16 protein-coding genes and 1 pseudogene are annotated in these 22,897 nt (G+C 39.4%); 3 read left to right on the top strand and 14 right to left on the bottom strand.

All coding sequences use genetic code 11. From position 1 onward, the window contains the following. Positions 1-58 precede the first annotated feature (58 nt). The 7 genes from ACQ4KW_RS06845 to ACQ4KW_RS06815 form a co-directional block, all read right to left on the bottom strand. Complete coding sequence (locus ACQ4KW_RS06845) at positions 59-733, bottom strand: response regulator (RefSeq protein ID WP_430885789.1); 675 nt, start codon at positions 731-733, stop codon at positions 59-61. Beyond that, the gene (locus ACQ4KW_RS06840) at positions 714-1,883 is read right to left on the bottom strand and encodes a sensor histidine kinase (RefSeq protein WP_430885788.1); all 1,170 of its coding nucleotides are present in this window, start codon (positions 1,881-1,883) and stop codon (positions 714-716) included. The genes ACQ4KW_RS06845 and ACQ4KW_RS06840 overlap by 20 nt, the downstream gene beginning before the upstream one ends. A 116-nt stretch (positions 1,884-1,999) precedes the next feature. Next, positions 2,000-3,067: a DUF3810 domain-containing protein gene (locus ACQ4KW_RS06835; protein ID WP_430885787.1), complete on the bottom strand. Its 1,068-nt coding sequence runs from the start codon at positions 3,065-3,067 to the stop codon at positions 2,000-2,002. Between the two features lie 248 nt (positions 3,068-3,315). After that, on the bottom strand, positions 3,316-3,753 hold the full coding sequence (locus ACQ4KW_RS06830; RefSeq protein ID WP_430885786.1) for a secondary thiamine-phosphate synthase enzyme YjbQ: 438 nt from the start codon (positions 3,751-3,753) through the stop codon (positions 3,316-3,318). Between the two features lie 48 nt (positions 3,754-3,801). Then, complete coding sequence (locus ACQ4KW_RS06825) at positions 3,802-4,353, bottom strand: hypothetical protein (RefSeq protein WP_430885785.1); 552 nt, start codon at positions 4,351-4,353, stop codon at positions 3,802-3,804. Between the two features lie 4 nt (positions 4,354-4,357). Continuing rightward, complete coding sequence (locus ACQ4KW_RS06820; RefSeq protein WP_430885784.1) at positions 4,358-5,995, bottom strand: putative manganese-dependent inorganic diphosphatase; 1,638 nt, start codon at positions 5,993-5,995, stop codon at positions 4,358-4,360. 200 nt (positions 5,996-6,195) lie between these two features. Then, positions 6,196-9,048: an EAL domain-containing protein gene (locus ACQ4KW_RS06815; protein ID WP_430885783.1), complete on the bottom strand. Its 2,853-nt coding sequence runs from the start codon at positions 9,046-9,048 to the stop codon at positions 6,196-6,198. A 292-nt stretch (positions 9,049-9,340) separates the two neighbouring features. Here ACQ4KW_RS06815 and ACQ4KW_RS06810 point away from each other — a divergent pair, with 292 nt between their 5' ends. Together ACQ4KW_RS06810 and ACQ4KW_RS06805 are read left to right on the top strand one after the other, a co-directional pair. Then, the gene (locus ACQ4KW_RS06810; protein ID WP_430885782.1) at positions 9,341-10,132 is read left to right on the top strand and encodes a threonine/serine ThrE exporter family protein; all 792 of its coding nucleotides are present in this window, start codon (positions 9,341-9,343) and stop codon (positions 10,130-10,132) included. Continuing rightward, positions 10,132-10,593: a threonine/serine exporter family protein gene (locus tag ACQ4KW_RS06805; protein WP_430885781.1), complete on the top strand. Its 462-nt coding sequence runs from the start codon at positions 10,132-10,134 to the stop codon at positions 10,591-10,593. The genes ACQ4KW_RS06810 and ACQ4KW_RS06805 overlap by 1 nt, the downstream gene beginning before the upstream one ends. 115 nt (positions 10,594-10,708) lie before the next feature. On the opposite strand, the gene ACQ4KW_RS06800 is transcribed toward ACQ4KW_RS06805, so the two are convergent. The 7 genes and pseudogenes from ACQ4KW_RS06800 to ACQ4KW_RS06770 form a co-directional block, all read right to left on the bottom strand. Further along, positions 10,709-11,233: a hypothetical protein gene (locus tag ACQ4KW_RS06800; protein ID WP_430885780.1), complete on the bottom strand. Its 525-nt coding sequence runs from the start codon at positions 11,231-11,233 to the stop codon at positions 10,709-10,711. Between the two features lie 62 nt (positions 11,234-11,295). After that, a pseudogene (locus ACQ4KW_RS06795) lies at positions 11,296-11,744 on the bottom strand (DUF2161 family putative PD-(D/E)XK-type phosphodiesterase). 294 nt (positions 11,745-12,038) lie between these two features. Further along, positions 12,039-12,680: an HD-GYP domain-containing protein gene (locus ACQ4KW_RS06790; RefSeq protein ID WP_430885779.1), complete on the bottom strand. Its 642-nt coding sequence runs from the start codon at positions 12,678-12,680 to the stop codon at positions 12,039-12,041. A gap of 151 nt (positions 12,681-12,831) precedes the next feature. Continuing rightward, positions 12,832-13,818 carry a GGDEF domain-containing response regulator gene (locus ACQ4KW_RS06785; protein ID WP_430885778.1) on the bottom strand — a complete coding sequence of 329 codons (987 nt, stop codon included), beginning with the start codon at positions 13,816-13,818 and terminating at the stop codon, positions 12,832-12,834. Positions 13,819-13,936: 118 nt separating this feature from the next. Beyond that, positions 13,937-14,776, bottom strand: coding sequence for a CheR family methyltransferase (locus tag ACQ4KW_RS06780; protein ID WP_430885777.1), 840 nt, complete (start codon positions 14,774-14,776; stop codon positions 13,937-13,939). Then, entirely contained in the window at positions 14,777-18,700 is a 3,924-nt protein-coding gene (locus ACQ4KW_RS06775) for a response regulator (protein WP_430885776.1), read from the bottom strand. Between the two features lie 231 nt (positions 18,701-18,931). Further along, the gene (locus ACQ4KW_RS06770) at positions 18,932-19,510 is read right to left on the bottom strand and encodes a DUF5052 family protein (RefSeq protein WP_430885775.1); all 579 of its coding nucleotides are present in this window, start codon (positions 19,508-19,510) and stop codon (positions 18,932-18,934) included. Positions 19,511-19,970: 460 nt separating this feature from the next. Here ACQ4KW_RS06770 and ACQ4KW_RS06765 point away from each other — a divergent pair, with 460 nt between their 5' ends. Next, positions 19,971-22,859 carry an Ig-like domain-containing protein gene (locus ACQ4KW_RS06765; protein ID WP_430885774.1) on the top strand — a complete coding sequence of 963 codons (2,889 nt, stop codon included), beginning with the start codon at positions 19,971-19,973 and terminating at the stop codon, positions 22,857-22,859. The last annotated feature ends 38 nt before the right edge of the window (positions 22,860-22,897 follow it).

Below are 22,897 nucleotides of genomic sequence, written 5' to 3'. Positions count from 1 at the left end.
AACGAAAGGTCACATTATACTGTGACCTTTCGTTCGAATTTCGTATGACTATAGTCATTTAATTGTTTTTTCTCAAATATTCCTTCAGATTATTGTTAATTGCATAGAGTGTTGCTTGGACACGGTCTTTGACGCCAAGTTTTCTAAAAAGACTACTTGCGTAATTTTTTACCGTTTTTTCACTCAAGAAGAGTGTGCTGGCCACCTCTCTATTGGTCATGCCCTCAGAAATACATCCTAGAACATCCAGCTCTCTTTCTGTAAGTTCAGCAAATTTATCATCAGCTTCTTCTTCGTCACTATGATCTGTAAATGTCTCCACAAGGAGTTTTACAAGTCTTTTATCAATGTAAGACTCTCCGCGGAAAACTTCCCGAATGGCTGAAACAATATCCACCGTGTCAGAATCTTTAAGAATGTAGCCTTCAGCGCCAAACTGAATACATTCAAGAAGCGTTTTCCTATCATCCGCCACAGTGAGCATAATGGCTTTTGATGACAGGGCTTCTTCTTTCATAGCCTTGAGGACTTCTAGTCCCGTCATATCCGGCATGTGAAAATCAAGCAAGATAACATCTGGCTTCAAATGCATAACTTCATCTAGTGCAAGTTTTCCATTTGCAGCATCACCTACAACTGCAATATCTGATTCAAATTCTATAATTCTCTTAATGCCCTGACGAATCAAGGCATGATCATCTGCTATAAACACTCTAATTGGAACGGTAGACATCACGCATCACCTCTTTGTTAATTGGAATTTTAAATGTCATTTCTGTGCCTACGCCCTCTTGACTCCTACAGTTGAATTCACCGGACAATTGCTCAATGCGTTCTTTCATGCCCTTTAAGCCGAAAGATGTCCCGGATTTCACCTTTTCATCAAAAATTTTCTCTGTGTCAAAACCATTTCCATTGTCAATAATATTAACACTTACGAATTTTAGGCTGTACTCAAGTCTGATCTGTACCTTTGTCGCATCGGCGTGCTTCTTGATATTGGTCAAGGACTCTTGTATAAGTCTAAACACGGCCACCTGCATAGAGGAACTCATATCCGTCCTTTCCTTGCCAGGTAACAAGACAACTTCACATTTTGTATAGTTCTTAAAATCTGTAATAAGACTTTCAATGGCAGGTGTAAGTGCCTTTTCTTCTAGCAAGCCAGGTCTGAGTTCGTATATTATATGTCGTATTTCCTGTAGTGTTGATCGAACAGAATCCTTCAAGCTATCAAGTTCAACAAATCCTTGTTCCAAATCACGCTTCAGTACAGCTTTTGCAATATCCGTTTTCATGACGATATTGGCAAGGGATTGCGCCGGCCCGTCATGAATTTCTCGAGATATTTTTCTTTTTTCATTTTCAAGAGTTTCCAGAAGCTGAACCCCAAACTCAAATGATATTTCATTGTCAACACCGGAAACATTGCCAAGCTCCCCAGCCAGAAAGTTCATAGCCACCGACACTTGTCCAATCAATTTCTCCGCACTCCGCAGGATTTCTTCTGCTTGCTTTAAATTGACTTCGAGCGAGGACCTTCTTGCACGAAGACTCTTTTCTTCTTGCTCTTTCATTTTATACTCGATTCGAATTTCAGATGCCTTTTCGTACACATCTTTAACTTCCTCTTCTGAGTACTTTTCGAAAAACTTGCTCACCTGTACAAGTTTTTTTCGCATGGTTTTATCTTTAAACTCCAAGCGGTCTACCTCATCAATCACGAGTGATATTTCACTTTGAATATCATCGATTTCTTTACGAATGCTTTCCACTTGTGTTCTCGCATTTTCAACAATTTTATAGATTTCTTCTTTACTGCTTTCAATGGCCCGAATTGTTTTTTCAACAACTTCATTGATTATATTTGAATTCATTGACATGAACACTTTGCCCCCAAGTCATTTCCTTTATTCCACTTTATAATGATACCACATATTAAGAGCTTATATTATGTTTAATCCGGGTTTGAGAATTAATTTTGCATAAAGGCCTTGGCCTAATTTTTATACAAGTCAAAGCTGGCAAGCAATAAATCTATCATGCGCCCATAGCTTGCAATGCCATCCGTCTGACCATTGACTTTCAAATACCGATCATTCATGTTGGATGAAGCGTCGTTAAACCATCCGTCATAAGACTTCCAAAAGGCACTGTGTCTATTAAAATCCTTGCGGACCTCTTGTGATATATGATTGTTGGCGTCTTTCCAAAGGGAAGGATCCGTATAATAGAGCGCGTTCGACATATGGATGATGGCCAACATATGTCCAGAATAATTCACAAAGGCTTCATCATGACTCAAACAAGCTCTCACGGCAATATAGTTGGCTTCGTCTTCTCGGGCAAAACCTTGAAGGTGAGCCATTTCATGAGCCATAACAACCGGATGCATAAAATCCACCTGGTCAGCATTGAAGTTTGGTTCGCTTAAAAACGGGTTATAGATTCCTGATATACCTGCATAACTAAAAAATATGGATGTGATAAGACCCTTGGCTTCCCCATGTATTGGTGAAAGTTCTCCATACTCTTTGCCAAGACTTTGGTAGCCACTCCATATTTTATATGTCTTCTCATAATCCGTCTTTTCTAACTGACTTCTGATTTCATTGACTTGACCAATATGCCACATGAAGGCTTCATATAACTGCCTGCTTTCCCGGGGCTGAACCTCCAGTCCCATAATATAAGCAAGTGGTTGTCTTGAATAATTCAGTCCCCAAACCAATTGAAAGGCCACTGCGACACTCAAAATAGAAGCGACCACACGCTGAATGTAAAATCGACTTTTAGGCTGCCCTATAAATAACATCGACCTATTTCTACGCTTTATATAGCCATAACGCAAAATAAATATTAAAAACCCTAAAATAATAAAGAATAAAAGCAATTCTCCCAGTGCAAATGGAAAAAATGAGGAAATTCCGTTCAGTGTCCTGCCTATAATCAAATAGATCCCTCGTGAATAGTACTTTTCAACAAGTTGGGAATGCATCGAAAAAATTCTTAGAAGTATAAAAACAGCCAGAAGCAGACCTGACAGTCTCCATTTTTTAAGTTTCAAATCCATTCCTCCAAACCTTATTCATCATTAAATTATATAAGACCCTTACTAAATACCTCTAATTTGCAAGCGTCTAATAAAAAATGGCAAACATTATATTACAAAATAAAGTGCCTCAGTCATATAGGTTTATTATATCATACCGCTTATTTTCAAACTTTAAGCATAAATAAAACCCGGTCCCTTAATGAGAAAGCTAAAGTTTATCCATACATGCTTTAGCCTTCTCATTAGGGGTGCCGGGTTGCTTATTCTCCTATAACCTGAAAAATGATTTCTCGAACGCGATCTCTGGAGTCACACTCCACGAGAAGAATATTTTGCCATGGTCCAAGTGTCATATTGCCATCAACGAAGGGAACCGTTACTGTAGGTGACAGCAGGGCCGCTTTTATATGGCCTGAACCGTTGTCGTCGTTCCATGTTTCGTGGTGTTTGTAACGAACAAGCTGCCCCGTTTCGTCTTTATAAGGTGAAAACAAGTCTAGGGCATTCTTTAAATCATCTTCAACCAGGCCAGGATCATACTCCATTATGGTTATGCCGGCCACGCCCCCTGTGGTAAAACCTGTTATGATGCCAGATTTAATGTTTTTTTCCGCTTCAGCGGCCTTGAGGGCAGCACGAAAGTCTTCCGTAACATCGATCATTCCCATATGTGCTTTCGTCTGATATGTCATATTCATAGTATAGATCAATATAATCACTCTTCTTTTTCATCTGATTCGAATGTCTTATGACTCGCTTTCATTCTTAAGCCGTCTGACACCCTGGGATATACGCTTATCGATAAAATGCCCTGTAACCGCTCCAATATAACCAAGGACAAAAGTTGCAAGGGTCATAATAATGACTGGCCATAGGCCAAAGTTCCCGTAAAGTTTTCTGCCTGTGATAAAATCGGTTATAAACAATGACGTCAGCATGGCATAGGCCGGATAAAAGGATATACCAACCCTTCGTTTCCATTCTGTATCGTATTTTCTAAACAGAACAAGAACCGTCAAATCTGTTAGAACACCAGATAACACTATGGCTATGCCCATAAAAAAGGACATAAGCGACAATAGCGCCGCAAATCCAAGATTTATGAGAGAAATGGTTCCAGGTGTCGGGGACCGTTTCACAGGGTAGTAGAGCACTATTGTCAAATACGGTGCCATTAACAAAAACTTCGCACCTGGTACTGGGACAACGCTCGAAATATAATACAGTATAAACCCACCCACAATTAAGAGAGCTAGGGTTAAAGCGTCATATGTGAGTTGTCTTGTTGAGATTTTCATATAATCACCCTTGAAGTCTGGCTTGTTCTATAGCCTCCATAATATTTGGAATGACTTGCTTCTTTCTTGATACGATCCAGTTAACAAACATTCCCTGCTTGGGCTCTGTGGAAAATGCCTCTTTGAGTATCATGGGGTTGTTGGCACAGAAAAACATATAGGACCCCTCTTTTATAATGTCCGTCGCAAGGAACATTGTAATTTCATTCCCAGAGATTTCATGTTCCGTGCGCATGCGTTCAATAAAGGCTTCCTTCATTTCCATCACCGGGTCAATGTCTAGGGTGAAAACCTGTCCAATACCCACGTGGGCACCATCAGCTTCAAAATTCTTGAAGTCTTTAAATAGAATTTCATCCACACTATGACCTTCTAATCGACTGCCTTCTTTAAACATTTCCATAGCATACTCTTCTGCATCTATTTCCAACTGTTCCGTAAGGGCTTTAAGGGCGCGAATATCTTGCCCTGTTGTTGTCGGTGATTTCATGTAAAGTGTATCAGAAATAATACCCGAGATTAAAAGACCTGCTGTTTTCCTATCAATTTCATGTCCTGATTCCTTAAACATATTGAAAATAATCGTACAGGTACTCCCAACTGGTACATTGCTAAATCGAATAGGCGCATTGGTTCTTATGGCACCAATTTTATGATGATCTACAATTTCTATGACATCGGCCTCTTCAATTCCCACAGCACTTTGACCGTATTCGTTATGGTCAACCAGTATAACCTTTTTACGCCTTGGACGTAGCAAGTGGGTTCTTCCAATAGAACCGTAGTATTTATGGTCATCAGCGAGTACGGGATAATAGGTATGCCTGTGGTCACGCATTTTATCCTGGACATCTGATAGTTCATCTTTTAGCCCAAAACTCACGATGCCCTTTCTTATCATAATGGATGACACTGTGTTACATGATGATAGCTTTCTTGAAACAGTATATGTATCCATATCGGCAGATATGATCGGGATTTCTCTTCGTCTGGCCTTGGCCACAAGGTCTTCTGGAACACTTTTATTGCCTGTCACCACGATCATTTGAACCCCTGCATCAATGGCAAGTTCTATTGTTTCGTAGCGGTCTCCAACAATTGTAATGCAGTCTTCATCCAGGGTGCTTTCTTGTTCAATGGTTCTATAATCAAGCGCCATAACCAGTATTCGACCACTTACGTGCTTATTAATCCCTGTCAGGTTCCTGCCACTGAGTCCAGATATAACGTTTTCTGTTGTCGTTTTTAAAGCGTAAATATCACCACGGATCAAATTCATTGCGATATCTTTCATTGTTAAAAGCCCAAGCAGGTGTGACTGATTGTCACAGACTGGCAGGGTTCTAACTCTTTTTTTCTCCATAATATCATAGGCGTCTAATATCGACGTATCCGGAGCAACCGGCTTGACACTGTCGAGTTTTAAGTCTTGAACCTGTGTTCTCACGTTTTCAATGATATAAGGGGGCTCAGCACCAAATGTGTCTAAAGCATATTTGGCCTCTCTAGGCAAAGGTCCCAGCGCACATGCTTTTACATTCATCCCTTCAAGCTGCTTAAGCCTGGCCATAGCAAGGGCTGAACAGATTGAATCCGTATCAGGATTTTTATGTCCAAAAACCAATACTGTATTACTCTCCATTTTAACTCCTTCAATCCATTACAATTTTACCGACTCGCTTTGCAGGTCACCCTTTAAAATCAGGCCTTGACCTTTTAAGTGTACAATGCGTCTAAACAAGCCGGAATTAAGGTTGCAGCTGACTTGCAGCCCAGTTTAATGCCTTAACTCTAACTGATGCATAGTATAACATATGTGCCACCATATATACACAGTAAATCCTATAGCTTATTATAACAAATATCTTCTGAAAGCAGGCAAGAGAAATTACCACTTTCTGTTGGTCTAGAGTAATAATAGCCTTGAATGAAGTCACAACCCTGATCCTTTAAAAAAGCGACTTGTTGATCATTTTCCACGCCTTCTGCAACCACCATATAATTCAAACTCTGAGCCATCTTTATAATGGTGTTTGTCAGTTCAATTGACTTATCATGACCTGGAATATCTCTAATAAAGGATTTGTCTATCTTGATCTTACTCAAATTCAGCTTGTGAATCATTGATAAAGACGAATAACCTGTCCCAAAATCATCCATGGTGAGTCGAATGCCATAAGCATGGAGTTCTTCGAGGACCTTGACGACTTTCTCAAAGTTATGAATGTATATGTTTTCTGTGATCTCAAACTCTATGGTTTGTGGCGAAATATTATATCTCGACAGCAGACTCTGCACCTTCATACTAAAGTTCTCGTCTTCAAGCTGAATGGGGGATATGTTTATGGCAACGCCATCTTTAAGATATTTGTCATACTCCCATTTTTTTATATCTTTGAGAACCCGTTCTATAACCCAAAGACCCAGTTCTGGCATAATACCAATTTTCTCAGCAAGGGGTATGAAAACAGATGGACTCACGGAACCCAACTCTTTATTTTCCCACCGCAAAAGTGCTTCAGCTGATGAAAATCTTTCGTCTATATGATTGACTATGCCCTGATAATAGATGTCAAACTCCTGATTTTTAATGGCCAGCTTCAGGCCATTCTCAAGCTTATTCATTTGATTAAATTTGCTTTCAATTTCTTTCGAATAAAACTCGAAAGAACTTCCCGTTTTTTCCTTCGCACTATATAGAGCAATGTCAGCATTTTTCATTAAGTCACCCAATTTTCTAGCATCATTTGGGTAGACGGAAACACCCACGCTCGCCTTCATGTGAACCACCAAATTATTTAAGTCAATGTCTCTTTCCACCACATTGAGCATTCTCTTAATAATATCCGAAAGCTGATTGATTTCAATATCAGACAACATGATTATAAACTCATCACCACCGATTCTTGCGACAATATCCCTGGATTTCAGTGTGGATCTGAGCCTATATGATATGATTTTTAATAAAACGTCCCCTTGGTCATGGCCATACATGTCATTAATTTTCTTGAAATCGTCCAGATCAATGAACAAAAAGGCGTGTTTAACATGCCCAGGCGTCTCGGCAAGTCTTCTTGAGACCGTTTCTAAAAATGTGGATCTATTCATGAGACCTGTAAGGACATCTGTTTTAGCTAAATGTTTTATTTTTTCTTCTTGAGCCTTATATTTGGTAATATCATTCATAACTCCAACATAATTTGTGACTTTGTCCCGTTTGTCTTTGACCGCTACAATAGTCAGCCAGGCTTGATACTCATCTCCTGAACTTTTTCTATTTAGAACTTCCCCTTCCCAGTAACCCTTGCAATTGAGATCATGCCACAGGACATTATAGAAAATTTTGTCATGCTTGCCTGAATGAAGTATTGAAGGTGTCTGTCCAACAGCATAATCGAAGGAATATCCCGTGATATTTTCAAAGGCCTGATTCACCCATGTGATCCTTCCAACAGTGTCTGTAATGAGCATGCCTTCATCAATGTTTTCGAAAATTTTATTGATTAGGTGAAGTTTGGTAAAGGCTTTCTTTTCCGCATCAATATCAAGGTAAGCTGCTACAACAGCTGTGACAGTGCCATTGTACATAAGAGGAAATCCATTCACCTTGTAGCTTTTGAGTCGGCCGCTTTTTGATTTTCTTAGAACCTCTTCAAATATGTTATGTCCCTTCACAACCAGACCGTGGAAGAACTCAGCCTCTTCTATATATTCCCATGGGCAAATAAGAGGTGTCACATGCCGACCCATGACATCCCGGATATTATACTCAAATTCATTCAAGAAGGCTGTATTGACCGCTCGAATTCGCATATTTGTATTAAAAATCACAACGGGTACCTGCAAACCATGAAATAGGGCTTCAAACATGTTCTGGTCTTTGGGTTCCAATTTTTCATTCTCAGTCATTAGGGCTTGCTTAAGACTATTCTCTTCCATGGCCACAATGGAATATAAGGATGTTTGTCCTCCGTACTTGACAGGACCACTCATAACCTTAACATTAACGATTTCCCCAGAGGCCTTTCGATGTTTAAATAGAAAATGCCCTCTTTTATCTTCCTTGGCTTTTTTCATTTCAATCTTTATAGCTTCCATCGGGAGTATATTAATAGAACTGATATACATTCCTTTTAATGTGTCCAAACTGTACCCATAAAAATCTACAGCCATTTTATTGGCGTCTAAAATTTTTCCAGAGTCAGGATCAATTATCAAAATCACATGACCGATGTTATTGATCAGATTTCGAGTTGGGACAAACTTCTTTTCAGCCTTTGAGCGCAGTTCGTTCCAGTGGCTTAAGTCTGTTACAATCACGCACTGAGAATTCGGCCAAGTCTTTGCAAGTTCTTCTGGCAATTGTACCGTGATCACCTCAGAATAAAAGTGATCTCCACTTTTCTTTTTATGTATCCAGCGGAATCTATTACAGACATCCTGATTGTCAGTGATGGATATGCTATAGGATTTTTCACAAGCATATTCCTGTTTTTTCTCAAACTCTGACGTTATGTCATTTAACTTAAGATTTATCATTTCCTCAGTTTCTTTATAGTCAAACTGGTCTGCAGCTGCTGTATTGGCAAAGATGACAGAGCCATCTCTAAATATTAGAATGGCATCACTTAAATTATTCAATAATTCAAGATTTTCTTTTGGGCTCAACCCCATATGCGGATTAACTAAAGACACCGAACCACCTCCGAATGTGTTCGTGTAAAGTCTAAATTTTTGTGAATTTCTTTACTTTTTTACCCCAATTATTTGTCACCTACTCCAAATAGTTTCCAATAATACAGTCTTAATAAATAAAGTCCCTGACGGCTTATTTAATAAATATAAGGACGGTGTTCAGGCAAACGTTTCCTATTTTTTCAAACCCGCTTATTTTGCATTTTTCTTGTTCTATTTTGAAGATTCATGTGCTAGACTGAAATGCAGTCTTTTTGGGTATAGATTGTATCATGAATAAAGGAGCTTTCTAATGTTAACAAAAGATACAACTCGACAAGTCCTGGACATTGCCATATTGGCTGGACAAATAATGCTGGAGAATGGTGCTGAAACCTATCGTGTCGAGGAAACCATAGAGATCATTTGTAAATCACGTGGCCTTACAGATGTTCATGGCTTTACGATTCCAACAGGTATTTTTCTGTCATGCAGATTTGAGGACAAGGATTTTTCATATGTTCGTCGCTTGCGATCAAGCATTATAGATTTGCATATCATTTCAATGGTCAATGACTTTTCAAGGACTTATGTGAATTCTGACATCCCCTACGAGGAAGCCATTGAGCAACTCCAGCAAATAAGGAAGGCTCCTCATTTCCCGCCCCTATTACAGTACTGCGCGGGTGGTATTGCCGGTGGTTTCTTTTCAGTGATCTATGGTGGCAATGCCATTGAAGCAATGCTTTCATTTATCACGAGTTTTATGGTGATGTTCACCGTCCACCAGATTTCAAAGAAAACCAAAGCCTTCTTCCTGAAAAATCTAGGTGGAGGCATGGTCAACACTCTACTGGCAATGCTTCTTACAGATGCGTTTTCTTATTTTGGTATTTACCCTGATATTAATATTATTATTATCGGTGCTGTTATGCCCCTTGTTCCCGGGGTTGCTATTACAAATGCTCTTAGAGACACCATTTCTGGCGACTTTGTCTCTGGTGTTTCTAAACTCTCAGAAGCTTTTGGTATCGCCATTGCTATTGCCCTAGGTGTGGGAACCATACTCCATCTTCGCTTGCTCATTACAGGAGGTGTATTATAATGCTTTTGACTGGACTTTATGCATTTTTATGTACCATAGGGTTTGCCGTTTTATTTAATATTCCTAAAAAAAATATAATGCACTCTGGCGTCGGGGGCGCACTTGGATGGCTGGCTTATGTTTACTCACAAAATCTTCTTGATTCCATGGTCTTTTCTGCCTTTGTAGGCGCTTTTGTGGTTGGCATAGTGGGTGAAGTGTTTGCGAGAATTTTTAAGGAACCAGGTACCATTTTTGTTGTCCCTGGTATCATTCCCCTAGTTCCTGGATACGGCCTATATTATGCAATGCTAAAAAGTGTGGAAAATGACTATCAGGCCGCCCTTCAATCAGGTCTTGAAACATTTTTAGTGGCTATTGCCATAGCAAGTGCCATTATTTCCACAACTTCCATAGGTCGAGTCATTAAGACATGGTTGTCTAAACGTCAGGCTTTGAAAAGGCATAACACACAGGTATAGAATTTTTATAATTAATCAAAAAAAGTCCCAAAACTGAGCACATTAAAGGCTCTTTTGGGACTTTCTTAATGGTTCTATTCATTTGTTCTCTTCATAATGCGAATATGTAACAGGCTTATAAAAGTTCCTTTACTTTTTCAGCAACGAAATCTTTTAGCGGCATATCTTCAATCGTAACAATGGACTCATCCATTAAGTCAGGCTTGACTCTAAAGAAATTTATGATAACTTTATTGTCTGCCTTATAGTAAACGTCATGATGTCCTGGAATGAAATGAACTTCAATTGTCTCAGGACCATTTTTTCCAGATATCTCTTCAGCAAGATCATCTAAATTGAGTTGCTTCAGTGGTGCCACCATCATGTCTGTATACTCAAGATCTTCCATCATCCACATGTTGTTATTCCAGAACTTACGGGACTTCTTGCAAGTTGTATTCAGCATTTCTCTGTTGGAAATCGCACTTAGAACAGCCCTAGCCGCTTCTGGGCTAAACTCGTCCGTATACAGGGCTTGCATGGCTTCATAGCTTGTTATGTCATTCATATAAGCCTCGCCGACCTTTTCCTTTTCACTTGTTGCCTTCCAGAAAAACAGCATGGCTTCAACAACATCCAGCTTTACGTTAATTCTAGTCATTTAAGTCACTCCTTACGTTTTAATTGATTCACACTTTGGGTTCAACCAATCCCATTATACTTTTATTGTGTCCTTCTGTCATTGGTTTTTACAGCATCATAATAAGTTTTAAAATTTACTATTTCTTCCATTGCTTTTTCTGTCACTTTATAGACCCCTCTTCGCTCCCGAATAAACCAGCCATAGTGGTTTCTTTGAAGTATGGAAGCCGCGGTTTCTATACCCGTACGTTTTTTTATTTCTTTGATACTCAGACAGCTTTCATTTTCAAGTACATAAGCAATCTGTATGGCTTTTTCGCGGTAGGATGTCATTATTTTTTTCTTGTAACACCACCTGTATTAAAGTCACCTGTCCTTGACTCAAATTCTGTTCTTAGACTTTCTTCTTTTTTATGGCTGCGATTGTATCTATGAAATTCTGGTTCAAATATTTTTTCGACGAAAATACCGTTCTTCTTCACATAAACCACTATAAGGCCTAAACTTAAGCGTTTTAAAAGTTTTGACATGTTTTGAAAAGACTTGCCCCACCTGGTTTTATAATTGACCAAAACAGCTGCATAAACTTTGTCGCTTAGCCTCTGTCTTTCCACCAGCTGATAAACAAACTTCAAGCTAAAATTCGTCTTCATTCCCACAATGATCATTTCATCACCTTTTATGGCAACAATATCTGCATCTTTAACTTCAGCCCGTACGGTGTGGCCTTCATTTTCTAAAAATGTTTTGAGCGGTGCATACATTTCTGACTCTTTCATAAAAGATCCCTCCACATGAACCATTTTACCAAATTTGAGGACCTTTCACCCGAATTTAGCATGTGAAGCATCCACTCGATGCGAATTGTATCTTTTAAACAACCTGATCAAGTCATCCATGTATGGACTAAGACCTGGATCAAACTGTGTGCCAGAGCATGATTTTATTTCCCTATAAATTTGCTCCCAATCAAAATTTTCTCTATAGGGACGCCTCGATGCCATGGCATCGACAGTATCACATAGGGCGATCACTCTAGCTGCTATATGTATTTCATCACCAATTAACCCATTAGGATAGCCCTTTCCATCCCAACGTTCATGGTGCTGTAAAATGATTTGACCTACCATCTTTAATGAACTGGCTTTCTCCACTATATCTGCTCCTATTTGCGGGTGTTTTTTCATAATGCCCCATTCAACCTCAGTTAGGGCACCCTTTTTGAGGAGAATTTGATCAGCAATGCCTATTTTTCCGATGTCGTGTAGATGGCCTGCAATATGAATCAACTCTTTCATATTTTCATCCATTCCCATTATGTCAGCCAGTTCAAAAGCTATATCTCCCACACGGCCAGAGTGTCCCTTTGTATAATGGTCTCTATAGTCAAGTGCACTGACAAGGCAGTGTATGACATCATCATAAAAACCTTTTTTGCAGTTCTTGCAACCGCCACAACTATTCATATTCCCTCTCCATTTGCCTCATAATCCAATTTTGCACATGATAATCATTCTCATATAGTATGCGTTTTTTCCTCTTACCTGTCAATGCTATAGGACCTCTAAAAAAAGCCCTACAAGTCATTTTCAAACTTGTAGGGCCTTATTTCATAGACTAATATTCAATTGTTTCAAACGTATTTCGACCATTCTTCTTCGCTTTGTACAGAACTTGGTCTGCCCGTTCGATGATTTCAATGATTGGTGCTTCCTCGGATGGGCTTGTCGTTGCAACACCCATACTCACTGTGACCTTGCCATGAGTATCATTGTAATCGTGGTTCAAATTAAGATCTTCCACAACATTTTTTATCCTTTTTGCCACTGATACGGCACCCCCTTTGGGCGTATTTGGCATAACGACAAGGAACTCCTCCCCCCCATATCGTCCTACAAAATCTTCTGGCCGATACATTGTGTCCCGAAGGGCTGAAGAAATGGACTTTAAGACCACATCGCCTTCTATATGTCCATAATTGTCGTTGTAGTTCTTAAAATTATCCAGATCCAACATAATCACTGACATGGGCAACTCGTAACGAATGCAATTTTTCCAGTGCATGGATAACAGCTTGTCAACACCACGCCTATTATATGTCTTTGTCAGTGCATCTTCCATGCTTAGGTATTCAAGTCGGTCCTTCTCCTCTTGAACTTCAGTGAGCTCTTGAACTTTGTAATGCAGTTCTTCCGCTTGTCTTTCAATAATTCTCTTTTGAATGTGCAAGTCTTTAAAAATGCGGACCTTGCTTTTTAGAATTATTGGATCAATAGGTTTGAAAAGATAGTCTACAGCACCTATTTCGTACCCTTTAAAAATTGAAGTCTTCTCTTTGCTAATAGCTGTGACAAATATAATAGGAATATTCTTCGTCTTCTCAATGCTCCTCAGGATTTCAGCCGTTTCAAATCCATCCATGCCCGGCATCTGAACATCCATCAAAATCACAGCAAAGGCATGGGTCATACAGAGTGTCAATGCTTCTTCCCCTGACAACGCCTTTACCAGATTGAGTTCATCATCTGCAAGGACACTTTCCATAACAAGATGATTTTCTTTAATATCATCTACAATGAGTATATCTACTTTTTCATTTGTCATTTTGTGTCTCCAAGTACTCGTATGTTCTTTCACACCAATATCTGCATCTGTATATATTTGCAGATTTTTCTGTACGGAACCAACTTATATTTTTTTACAGATGTTCGCTAAAGATGCCTTATCTCACCATCTTCTTTCTGTACAGTCTAAACTCTTTATTATACACATCAAATGCATTTACACTTTCCTCTTTTAATGTCTCCTTTGTGCCAAGACATAACATACCGCCTGAGCGAAGACTGGCCCTAAAAAGATCAAGGACCCTTGACTGGAGAACATTGTTAAAGTAAATGAGAACGTTTCTGCAAATGATAAAGTGCATTTGTCCAAAAACCTGGTCTGTGACGAGGTTATGCTGGGCAAATATAATGTTTTTCTTGAGTGACTGATCCATAATAATTGATTCATACTTCGCTATATAGTAGTCGGAAAAAGACTCTTTTCCGTCTGCCGCAATATAATTTTTTGTGTACTGCTTGACGACATCTATTGGATAGATGCCATATTTTGCCTTTTGTAAGATTTTGTCGTTAAAATCGGTTGCGTAAATTTGACACCTGTCATAAAGGCCTTCTTCCTTTAATAAAATTGCCAGTGAATAAACTTCTTGACCGGAAGAACAACCAGCATGCCATATTTTTAGTTGCGGATATGTCTTTAAGAGGGGAACCACCTCTTTACGAATAAAAGCGAATACTTCTGGGTCCCTAAACATTTCCGTCACATTTATTGAGAAGTCAGGTAGAATTTTATCAAAAAATGTCTTATTCGTCAGTATTTCGTGTTGCATGGCCGAAATGGACTCAAAACCGCCCATAATTTGACGATTTTTTATGCGTCGTTTCATATGTGCCCTAGAATATTCTCTAAAATCATAACCGTACTTTAGCGCCATTGCATCGAGAATCAACTGAATTTCGATATCCTCCGTGGACATAATCCCTGTATTTTCTGACATTTATACCATCCACACTTTCAGTAGTGACAAGAGCTTTTGAATATCAATAGGCTTAGTCATATAGTCGTTAGCCCCTGCCGCCACGCATTTATCACGATCATCTTTCATAGCCTTGGCTGTCAGGGCGATAATTGGAATGTCTTTTCCCTGATCCAATTGACGAATTGCTCTTATAGCATCATAGCCATCCATTTTGGGCATCATTATGTCCATTAAAACCAAGTCGATGTCTTGATTTTTCTTTAAGGCTTCAATGGCGTCCAGACCATTGTCTGCAACCACAACCTCAAGCCCATGTTTTTTCAAAACATTCGTTAGGGCAAAAACATTGCGGTCATCATCATCAACCACTAAGATTTTTTGTTCATCGAATGCATCGCTGGTCTGATTCTTACTTGTGAGTCCTATCTGTGATTTCAACACACCAGCGGAACGGCTTGTATGAACAACCTCATTGACATCCCTTGTTTGACTCATACCATGAAGGAACAAGGACACTTCATCAATCAGCCTTTCTTCAGATTTTGGGCTTTTTAAAATGATATTGTCTGTGTATTCATTTATCCCTTCAAGCCGTGAAATGTCAATTTCCAGCTCAGAATATATAATTACAGGAACATGACCAAAGGATTTTGAGAGGCCTGCAAGGAATGTCTCAGCCCCCATATCTTCTAGGTCAATATCTAAAATAAGACACTCAAAGACTTCCTCATCCAGACACTGCTGGGCTTCTCTTCCCGTTTCGACTTTTCGAACATCTACATGTCCCAGCTTGCTAAACTGCTCAAAGTTATCTCCACCGCAGTGGCCCACAACCAAAAGCTTTTTAAAGTCGCTCTTAGAAACAGATTCTATTTTCGATAGGGTTTGATATATTGTTTTAATTTCCACTGGCTTTTTTAAAAAACCAATAACACTACTTGGCATACTGCCATCCTCTTGATCCTTACCAGAAACAATATGAATTGGTATATGCCTTGTTTCTTCAAGTTCTCCTAACTTTTCTGCAAGATCCATACCATCCATATCTGGAAGTCCCAGGTCAAGTATAATGGCTGACGGACCCATTTCACGAGCCATTTTTAGACCGTCTTGACCAGTATGGGCTGTAATACAATCAAAGCCCTTTTCTTCTGATAGGTCCGATAAGATATTAGCAAAGTTTTCATCATCTTCTATAATAAGAAGTTTTGCACCTTGGTCTACATGTTGCTCATGACCGAATGCTTCAAGGTCAGCGGCGATTGTGTTTTCCCTTTTATCCCTTTCAACTATCAAAGATTTATCTTCTTTATAATCCGGGGTCATCGGTAAGAGCAGTACAAACTGACTGCCTGAACCTTCTTCACTCTCGAGAAGAATCCGCCCCCCGAGTAAGTGAGCCAGCTCTCTTGATATGGTTAGGCCGAGTCCCGTCCCGCCATATTTTCGACTGGTGGTGCCATCTGTTTGCCTAAAGGCTTCAAATATAAGGTGTTGCTTATCTTTAGCTATGCCTATACCTGTATCAGCGACTTCTATAGCAATATGCTGATCATGGCTAACATGGGTCATGGCACATTCCTCATCACTTGGTCGTCTTAGGACAAGGGTCACTTCTCCTTTGTCTGTAAACTTAATGGCATTGGAAACCAAGTTTTTTATAATTTGCTGGATTCGAATCACATCAGAAACGATGGATTCTGGTAATCCATCACCAAGCTTCGTTTTAAACTCTATTGATTTCATGTCAGCCATCGTGGAAAACATATTTTCACTTTCCGCCAGTAGGTCTTCTAACATTATCTTATCTGCGTGAATGTCCAAATGTCCCGCTTCAACTTTTGACAAATCAAGAATGTCATTGATAAGGGTTAATAAGTCACGTCCTGATGTGTTAATGGTATGGGCAAACTCTTTTTCTTTTTGAGTCAGTGGGCTTTCATCATCACGATCTGATAAAAGCTGTGAAAGAACCAGTATGCTGTTAAGCGGTGTTCTTAGTTCATGAGACATATTGGCCAAGAACTCCGATTTATATGTGTTGGCCAGTTCTAAGGCTTCAGCCTTCTCCATAATTTCTCTTTGTTTTGATATGAGTTCTTTGTTGCTGCCATCAAGCACCTTCTTCTGTTCTTCCAACTGCTTGGTTCTTTCTTCAAGCTCTTCGTTGGAAACCCGCAGTTCTTCTTGCTGGGTCTGCAATCTCTTTTCAGATGTCTTTAGAGCACGAGTCTGTTCTTCAAGTTCCTCATTGCTTTGGCGCAACTCTTCTTGTTGCATTTGGAGCTCTTCTGATTGGTGAACTGTTTTATCAAGGAGTTCTTTCATTTTTATTCGCACATCAGTAGAATGAAGGGCAATAGCAATGCTCTCACTGAGAAGCTCTAACAATTTCAGTTCCTTTTGCGTCATGGGACTTAGTGTTCCCAGTTCAATGACACATCTGACCTGTCCTTCATGAACACATGGTACAACTGCAATACTTGTAGGTTGCGAACTTCCAAGACCTGATTGAACAGCCATATAGTCCTCTGGAAGCTCTTCAATGATAAACGTCTTCTTTTCAAGGGCACTTTGTCCAACAAGTCCATCTCCAAATGAGATGGTTTCCTGTAAGCCCTTTCTATTTTTATAAGCATATGTGGCCACAAGTGATAGATCATCCTTTTCTGAACACAGATACAGGGTCCCAACTTGGGCATTGATATAATGACAAAGATATGTAAGCACATTTTGAGACAAGGCAACCATGTCTTCTTGTTCCCTAATAATACTGGTCAACTCATTTTGCGCTGTCTTTGACCAGTTTTGATAATTGACATCATCCATAATGGCTTTGAGGTTAACCATAAATTTGTTAAAGGCTCTCGCCATAAGACCAATTTCATCTTCGCTGGATTCTGAAAGTCTGAAGTTCATATCCACATCGCCACTAGAGATGCTTTCAAAGGTCTTCCTAAGCGATTCTATTGGAACGAGTACCAAACGCAGTATCCAGGAAGCTATGCCCGTTGCCACAAGAATGGCCACAAGGGATATGAACATGGCCATGGATGTAAAGGTCGTAAATTTCTTTTCTACGGCTGTCTCAAACTGACTTTGTTCATTCAAGACTGATCGTCCAATTTTTGTAATGGCATCACTGATTTCCACTTCTTTTGTTTCCATTAAATCAATTTGGTCATCTAATTTGACAATGATGTTATGGATGGAGATCATGCCCTCTCCATAAAGACCTGTATTTCTTTTTGCAAGAGCAAAATCTGATTTATAATTCAAATTTCTCTGTACCACGGAAAGATTTTCAATATGATCGTCTAGGCTCTTGAAGGCTTCTTGATAAGCTTGATAATCCGCCTCTTCATGAAACGTAAAATATTTCATCGCGCTCAGTCGAGCGAGCAAAATACTTTCAAGCCCCTTTCCAACATTCATTTGCACTTCTTCTTCAGATAGATCATGGGCTGTATTCGACATTCGGCGTAGGGCTTCAATAATATCGACCCCATATTGTCCCACTGTCTCATAGTGGTCGAGTCGCGATTCATCCAGGGTCTTGTAAAAGGCAAAACCATCGCTGTAATCATACATAGCCACTTCTAAATCAGAAATGTAAGCCTTACGCTCTTCGTTCACGTTTATCTCTTTAAGTGATTGTAAATATCGCATCATGTTGTCTTTATGACTTGTGAACTGATGCTGAAGATTGACATCTCCCGTTAATTGAAAGGTTTTAAAAACCTTCTGACTTTCAAGAAGTTCCTTCTGAATTAAGGCAGCCATGTTGGCTTCCTCTGATATTATGTTCACCATTTTTACATCTTCATTGTTACTGGATAATCCAAATATGGCAAAGCCAAGAGCAATTAACATCAGCACAATAGACATAGAAAATCCAAACATCATTTTTCTTTTGAGTTTCATATTTCTAATAAATGACATTCTCACACCTCATACTGTTTACTATGTTCCCCCATAAAGCAAAAATTGTAGCATCTTGTCGAATGCCTTAACGAGTATACCATATTTTCTAAATCTAATTGATAAGGAATCGGTCTAAATATAGGCTGTTTCGTGCTATTTGAAATCATTTTAAGGCTTTGAGCTAAGAAAACAAATAAAGGGTCTAGTCGTTTTGACTAGACCCTACCGCTCTATGAACTTATAAAATGGTTACTGGAGCATTTTTTGCTCAAATATTTCAAAATCTGAACGATAGATATGAAGTCGTTTGCCGTCTATCAGTATTTTCGTCGTGTTTGGAAGCGAACTGTCTTCTACAAAGACCTTGTTGCCTTCATAAACGCCCACAATAACGCCAGACTGATTTTTTACAATCAGAACCCTATCCAGGCCAGTCATACCTGCCATAAAATTATTGACCTTTCTGTCTAAGCCTGTGAACAAGCTGGCATCCCCCGATGTGTCAATCTCTGTTTTTAACTCATAAGTGTTGACTATGTTTTCAAGGCCCTGCTCGGCAGCCACCATGGATGATCCAACATGTTGCCATGTGCTTCCATCGATTGTTATAAGCAAGACATTTTCAACTTCTGATGGCTGTATGTCTGTGTTCTTGCCACTCACGGTCATAGTGACATTTCCGAAATCATCATAGACAGAAAATGTCCTTGCCAGTCCAATGGTTTCAGCTTTGAAATCTTTGATTTGACTCTGAATTTTAGTACACCCAGATACGCCAATCAAAATTGTTAAAATTAAAAGTCCTGTGATCCACTTTTTTGTCTTCATTGTCATGCCCCTTTTCTTATATATGTTCCATAATTTTAGCACAATTTTTTATGAGACGCTTGTAAAATTACAAAATTTGACCACCTATTTACCATATATGGTTGCTTAATAATGGATGTTTAACGAATGACGACCTTGGAGCATATCGATTGAGCAACTTGAAAATATCATTCAAGCCCCTTGCTATACCATATATAGAGATTTAAGAATTATTAATTCTATATACGGTATAGCAAGGGGTTATATCTGTAATTTTGCAAGCGCCTGGATTAACAATCCTCCGTTCCTTTCACATAAAAGTTTTTGATTGCCGGCGCCTTTGAGATTACAGGCTCTTAGAGTAAGATTTCCTTTTCATTTCAATATAACAGACAATCTGTAAAAAAGTCTCCAGTTATGGTATATTCAATCCATAGGATAAATAGAGAAAATACTCATTTTAATGAGAGGCTGGTGTGAAATGAAGTACCGATTGACTTTTATTTTTTTGATACTGCTTATGATCGCTCCTGTGGCAAGTTTTGGGGAACTAACCACTTATGAGCTCTATGTAGGCGAAAGCTTAGGCCTAAGTGCCAAACTATATGAGGACAATGACGAAGAACTCGATGAAGACATCAAGTGGACTTCGTCTAATTCATCTATTGTAACTGTTAAAGATGGTATAATCACAGCCGTTGACAAAGGCTTTGCAACTGTTACTTATGAATCTAATTATGGTGCATCTGTTCATGCGGGCAGTGTTTACATCAGTGTAAAACCGACTGTGCAATCTGTTGAACTTATTCTTCCCAAAAACGATATGGAGGTTGGCGAAACCATGACAACCGATTATATCGTTCAGCCGGTCCCCAACCTAGATGCCCCCCTAGTGACTGACGTTACATACTCCACCTCGGATGCAAAAGTCATTAAAGTCGACAAGTCTGGCGTGGTCACAGCGGTTGGTGAAGGCACTGCCTATGTTTATGTAGAAACCAAGGACAGTCACAGAAAAGATTTTAAGCAAGTGACCGTCGAAAAAGTGGTCTATGGTGTCACCATTGAAGATGGTGTCGATACCCTTCTCGTCGGTGAAACCGCTCAATTAAGTGCCAAAGTTCTTCCAGAGAACGCCTTTGAAAAAGATGTCTACTGGAAATCCACTGACCATATATCAGTAAGCAAAAAGGGTCTGGTCGAAGGCATAAAGCCTGGAACAGGCTATGTGACAGTTTACACCCTGGATGGGGAGCAATCTGACACCCATAAAATAACTGTCGAGTCTATGGTGAAGGATATCGAACTTTCTGAAAACCGAATCACAATCGATACCCCTCAAAACACTTATCAGTTAACTGCCCAGCTCATACCAAGACTTGAAGGGCAAACCCCACTGAATAATGAAATAAAATGGAAGTCCAGCAATAGCAAAATTGCCACAGTCAATGCAAGTGGCCTCATCACTGTAAAAAAAGATGGCATGGTCAATATAACAGCCACTTCAGTGGATGGTGACCATTCAAAAACAGCCCTTGTAAGCGCTGTATATAATGGAGAACTTGTGATTGAACCCATAAGCATAAGACTTGGCGAACACACTGACACGCTTCAAGCAGGGGAAACCATTATGCTGGAATACTCACTTCAACCCCTTGATACCACTGAGGATAGAATTGATTACGAATTGTATGGCGGTGACAGTGATGTTCGCAAGAATGACGGATATTTTGAAATCACCTGCTATGACGAAGGCCGGTACACTTTTGTTGTCTCTACCGAAAATGATATTTCTGTTAAAACAACATTTGAAGTTAAATCAAACTTAAAAGCTGTTGACATTGTTGAAGATACACTTATACGAGATAAGGAAAGTGGTCGATTTGTGATCTATAGGGGTCAGACCGGACAACTTGATCACATCTTAAAAAAGGCTTCCCTCTCATCAAAAATCTTAGTGGATGACGTGGACTGGTCTACAAGCAACACAAAGCTCATTTCTATTAATGATGATGGAGAGTTCGAAGGCAAGGCCGCTGGCGATGCCATTATACGCATTGAGACAAAAGACAGCAATCATTTTGACACAATACCTGTTGAGATCCAAGATATGGCTGAAAAGATTGAACTCCCTTCTTATGCTGTAATCGGACTCAATATGAAGTATGAGCCCCTACCCTATTTTATTGCAAAAGAAGATCTACTCTATGGTTATAAAAGTGTTCTCGATTCAGACTATAAAATTGAAATCACAAGCATCAGTATTCCTTATGATTTTGTTGAAACCGAAATGGCCTTTGAAGATGAGCGCCGTACAAGTTTAAAAGATCTTTTGAATTCTGGTGAATACAAAGAAGAAAGTGAAGCCTTTGAAAATTTAGAACGAGAGAGAAGAAACAGCTCTATTCGCTATAACACATTTAAGACATTTAAAAAGACATCAGAAACACATGATAGCGATGGCAAAGTAGTGGATATTGACCATTATATTGACATTACTGAAGCTTCTAGCAAACTCACTGACCGTAATTTCAACACCCTTAGGGTGGCTCGAACAACGAATAATGACAGGGCCATTGAAGCAAATTTTGTATCACGCATTGAATTTAAAGTGACTTCTTTTGATGGCGAACTAGAAGACACAATGGTTGTATATGCCGATGGTAAGACATCTGAACTAAGGCTTTATGACAACCATGGTCAAGTCATTGAATCGTCTGAGCCTATTGCTCAGGAGGCCCTTGTTGAACAAAGTGATCAAGTGAAAAAAGAGGACCAAAGTGAGCTTATAAAGGCGCTAAAAGAAGATTACACCTCACTCGATGCCAATAAAAGACCTTCTAATGAAACCCTTATCGCCCTTGATGAAGCTGATAACCTAAATCTTATTCAAGATGCTTTCAAGACAAACTATCGACGAGGGATCACAAGAATTGAAATGGCTAAACTTTGCTTAGATGTTTATGATTTAAATATGCCCGAAGTTGCGGGAAATTTCCAGCATAGCATATTCACTGATACCGACGATGAAATTGCTATAAGAGCCTTCCAGTATGGGATTGTGTCAGCATCAGTTGACCGAAAATTCAATCCCAACCAGGTTATTACCCGAGAGGAAATGACCCATATGTTCTTTAGAACCCTACTGGCAATGAATATGGATCTTAACGATGACGTGACTCAGGAGAAATCAAACTATTTCTTAGATGAGGACATGATTGAAGATGCCTACACCCAAGCTGTGGGATACCTATGTTATGATCATTCTGTCGTTACGGGCATCACCGAGGACCGTTTCTGGCCACAGGTAAGCGCACAAATTGACTACACGATTAAGTATGCAATGAACATTCTCAATGCACTTAAATAGACGTCCACTGCATAAAAAAACCGCTGAAATTTCTTTCA

Source organism: Tianxiuia mixotrophica (genome assembly GCF_050596425.1).
In the GTDB taxonomy this organism is placed as follows: Bacteria; Bacillota; Clostridia; order Peptostreptococcales; family Acidaminobacteraceae.
Note: the sequence above shows the minus strand (reverse complement) of the source record. Positions and strands in the feature narration are given on the sequence as shown.

Bases quoted from the DNA above. Each gene is read 5' to 3' on its own strand.
- ACQ4KW_RS06845 (WP_430885789.1), bottom strand. From the start codon at position 733: ATGTCTACCGTTCCAATTAGAGTGTTTATAGCAGATGATCATGCCTTG.
- ACQ4KW_RS06840 (WP_430885788.1), bottom strand. From the start codon at position 1,883: ATGTCAATGAATTCAAATATAATCAATGAAGTTGTTGAAAAAACAATT.
- ACQ4KW_RS06830 (WP_430885786.1), bottom strand. From the start codon at position 3,753: ATGAATATGACATATCAGACGAAAGCACATATGGGAATGATCGATGTT.
- ACQ4KW_RS06825 (WP_430885785.1), bottom strand. From the start codon at position 4,353: ATGAAAATCTCAACAAGACAACTCACATATGACGCTTTAACCCTAGCT.
- ACQ4KW_RS06820 (WP_430885784.1), bottom strand. From the start codon at position 5,995: ATGGAGAGTAATACAGTATTGGTTTTTGGACATAAAAATCCTGATACG.
- ACQ4KW_RS06810 (WP_430885782.1), top strand. From the start codon at position 9,341: ATGTTAACAAAAGATACAACTCGACAAGTCCTGGACATTGCCATATTG.
- ACQ4KW_RS06805 (WP_430885781.1), top strand. From the start codon at position 10,132: ATGCTTTTGACTGGACTTTATGCATTTTTATGTACCATAGGGTTTGCC.
- ACQ4KW_RS06800 (WP_430885780.1), bottom strand. From the start codon at position 11,233: ATGACTAGAATTAACGTAAAGCTGGATGTTGTTGAAGCCATGCTGTTT.
- ACQ4KW_RS06790 (WP_430885779.1), bottom strand. From the start codon at position 12,680: ATGAATAGTTGTGGCGGTTGCAAGAACTGCAAAAAAGGTTTTTATGAT.
- ACQ4KW_RS06785 (WP_430885778.1), bottom strand. From the start codon at position 13,818: ATGACAAATGAAAAAGTAGATATACTCATTGTAGATGATATTAAAGAA.
- ACQ4KW_RS06780 (WP_430885777.1), bottom strand. From the start codon at position 14,776: ATGTCAGAAAATACAGGGATTATGTCCACGGAGGATATCGAAATTCAG.
- ACQ4KW_RS06775 (WP_430885776.1), bottom strand. From the start codon at position 18,700: ATGTCATTTATTAGAAATATGAAACTCAAAAGAAAAATGATGTTTGGA.
- ACQ4KW_RS06770 (WP_430885775.1), bottom strand. From the start codon at position 19,510: ATGAAGACAAAAAAGTGGATCACAGGACTTTTAATTTTAACAATTTTG.
- ACQ4KW_RS06765 (WP_430885774.1), top strand. From the start codon at position 19,971: ATGAAGTACCGATTGACTTTTATTTTTTTGATACTGCTTATGATCGCT.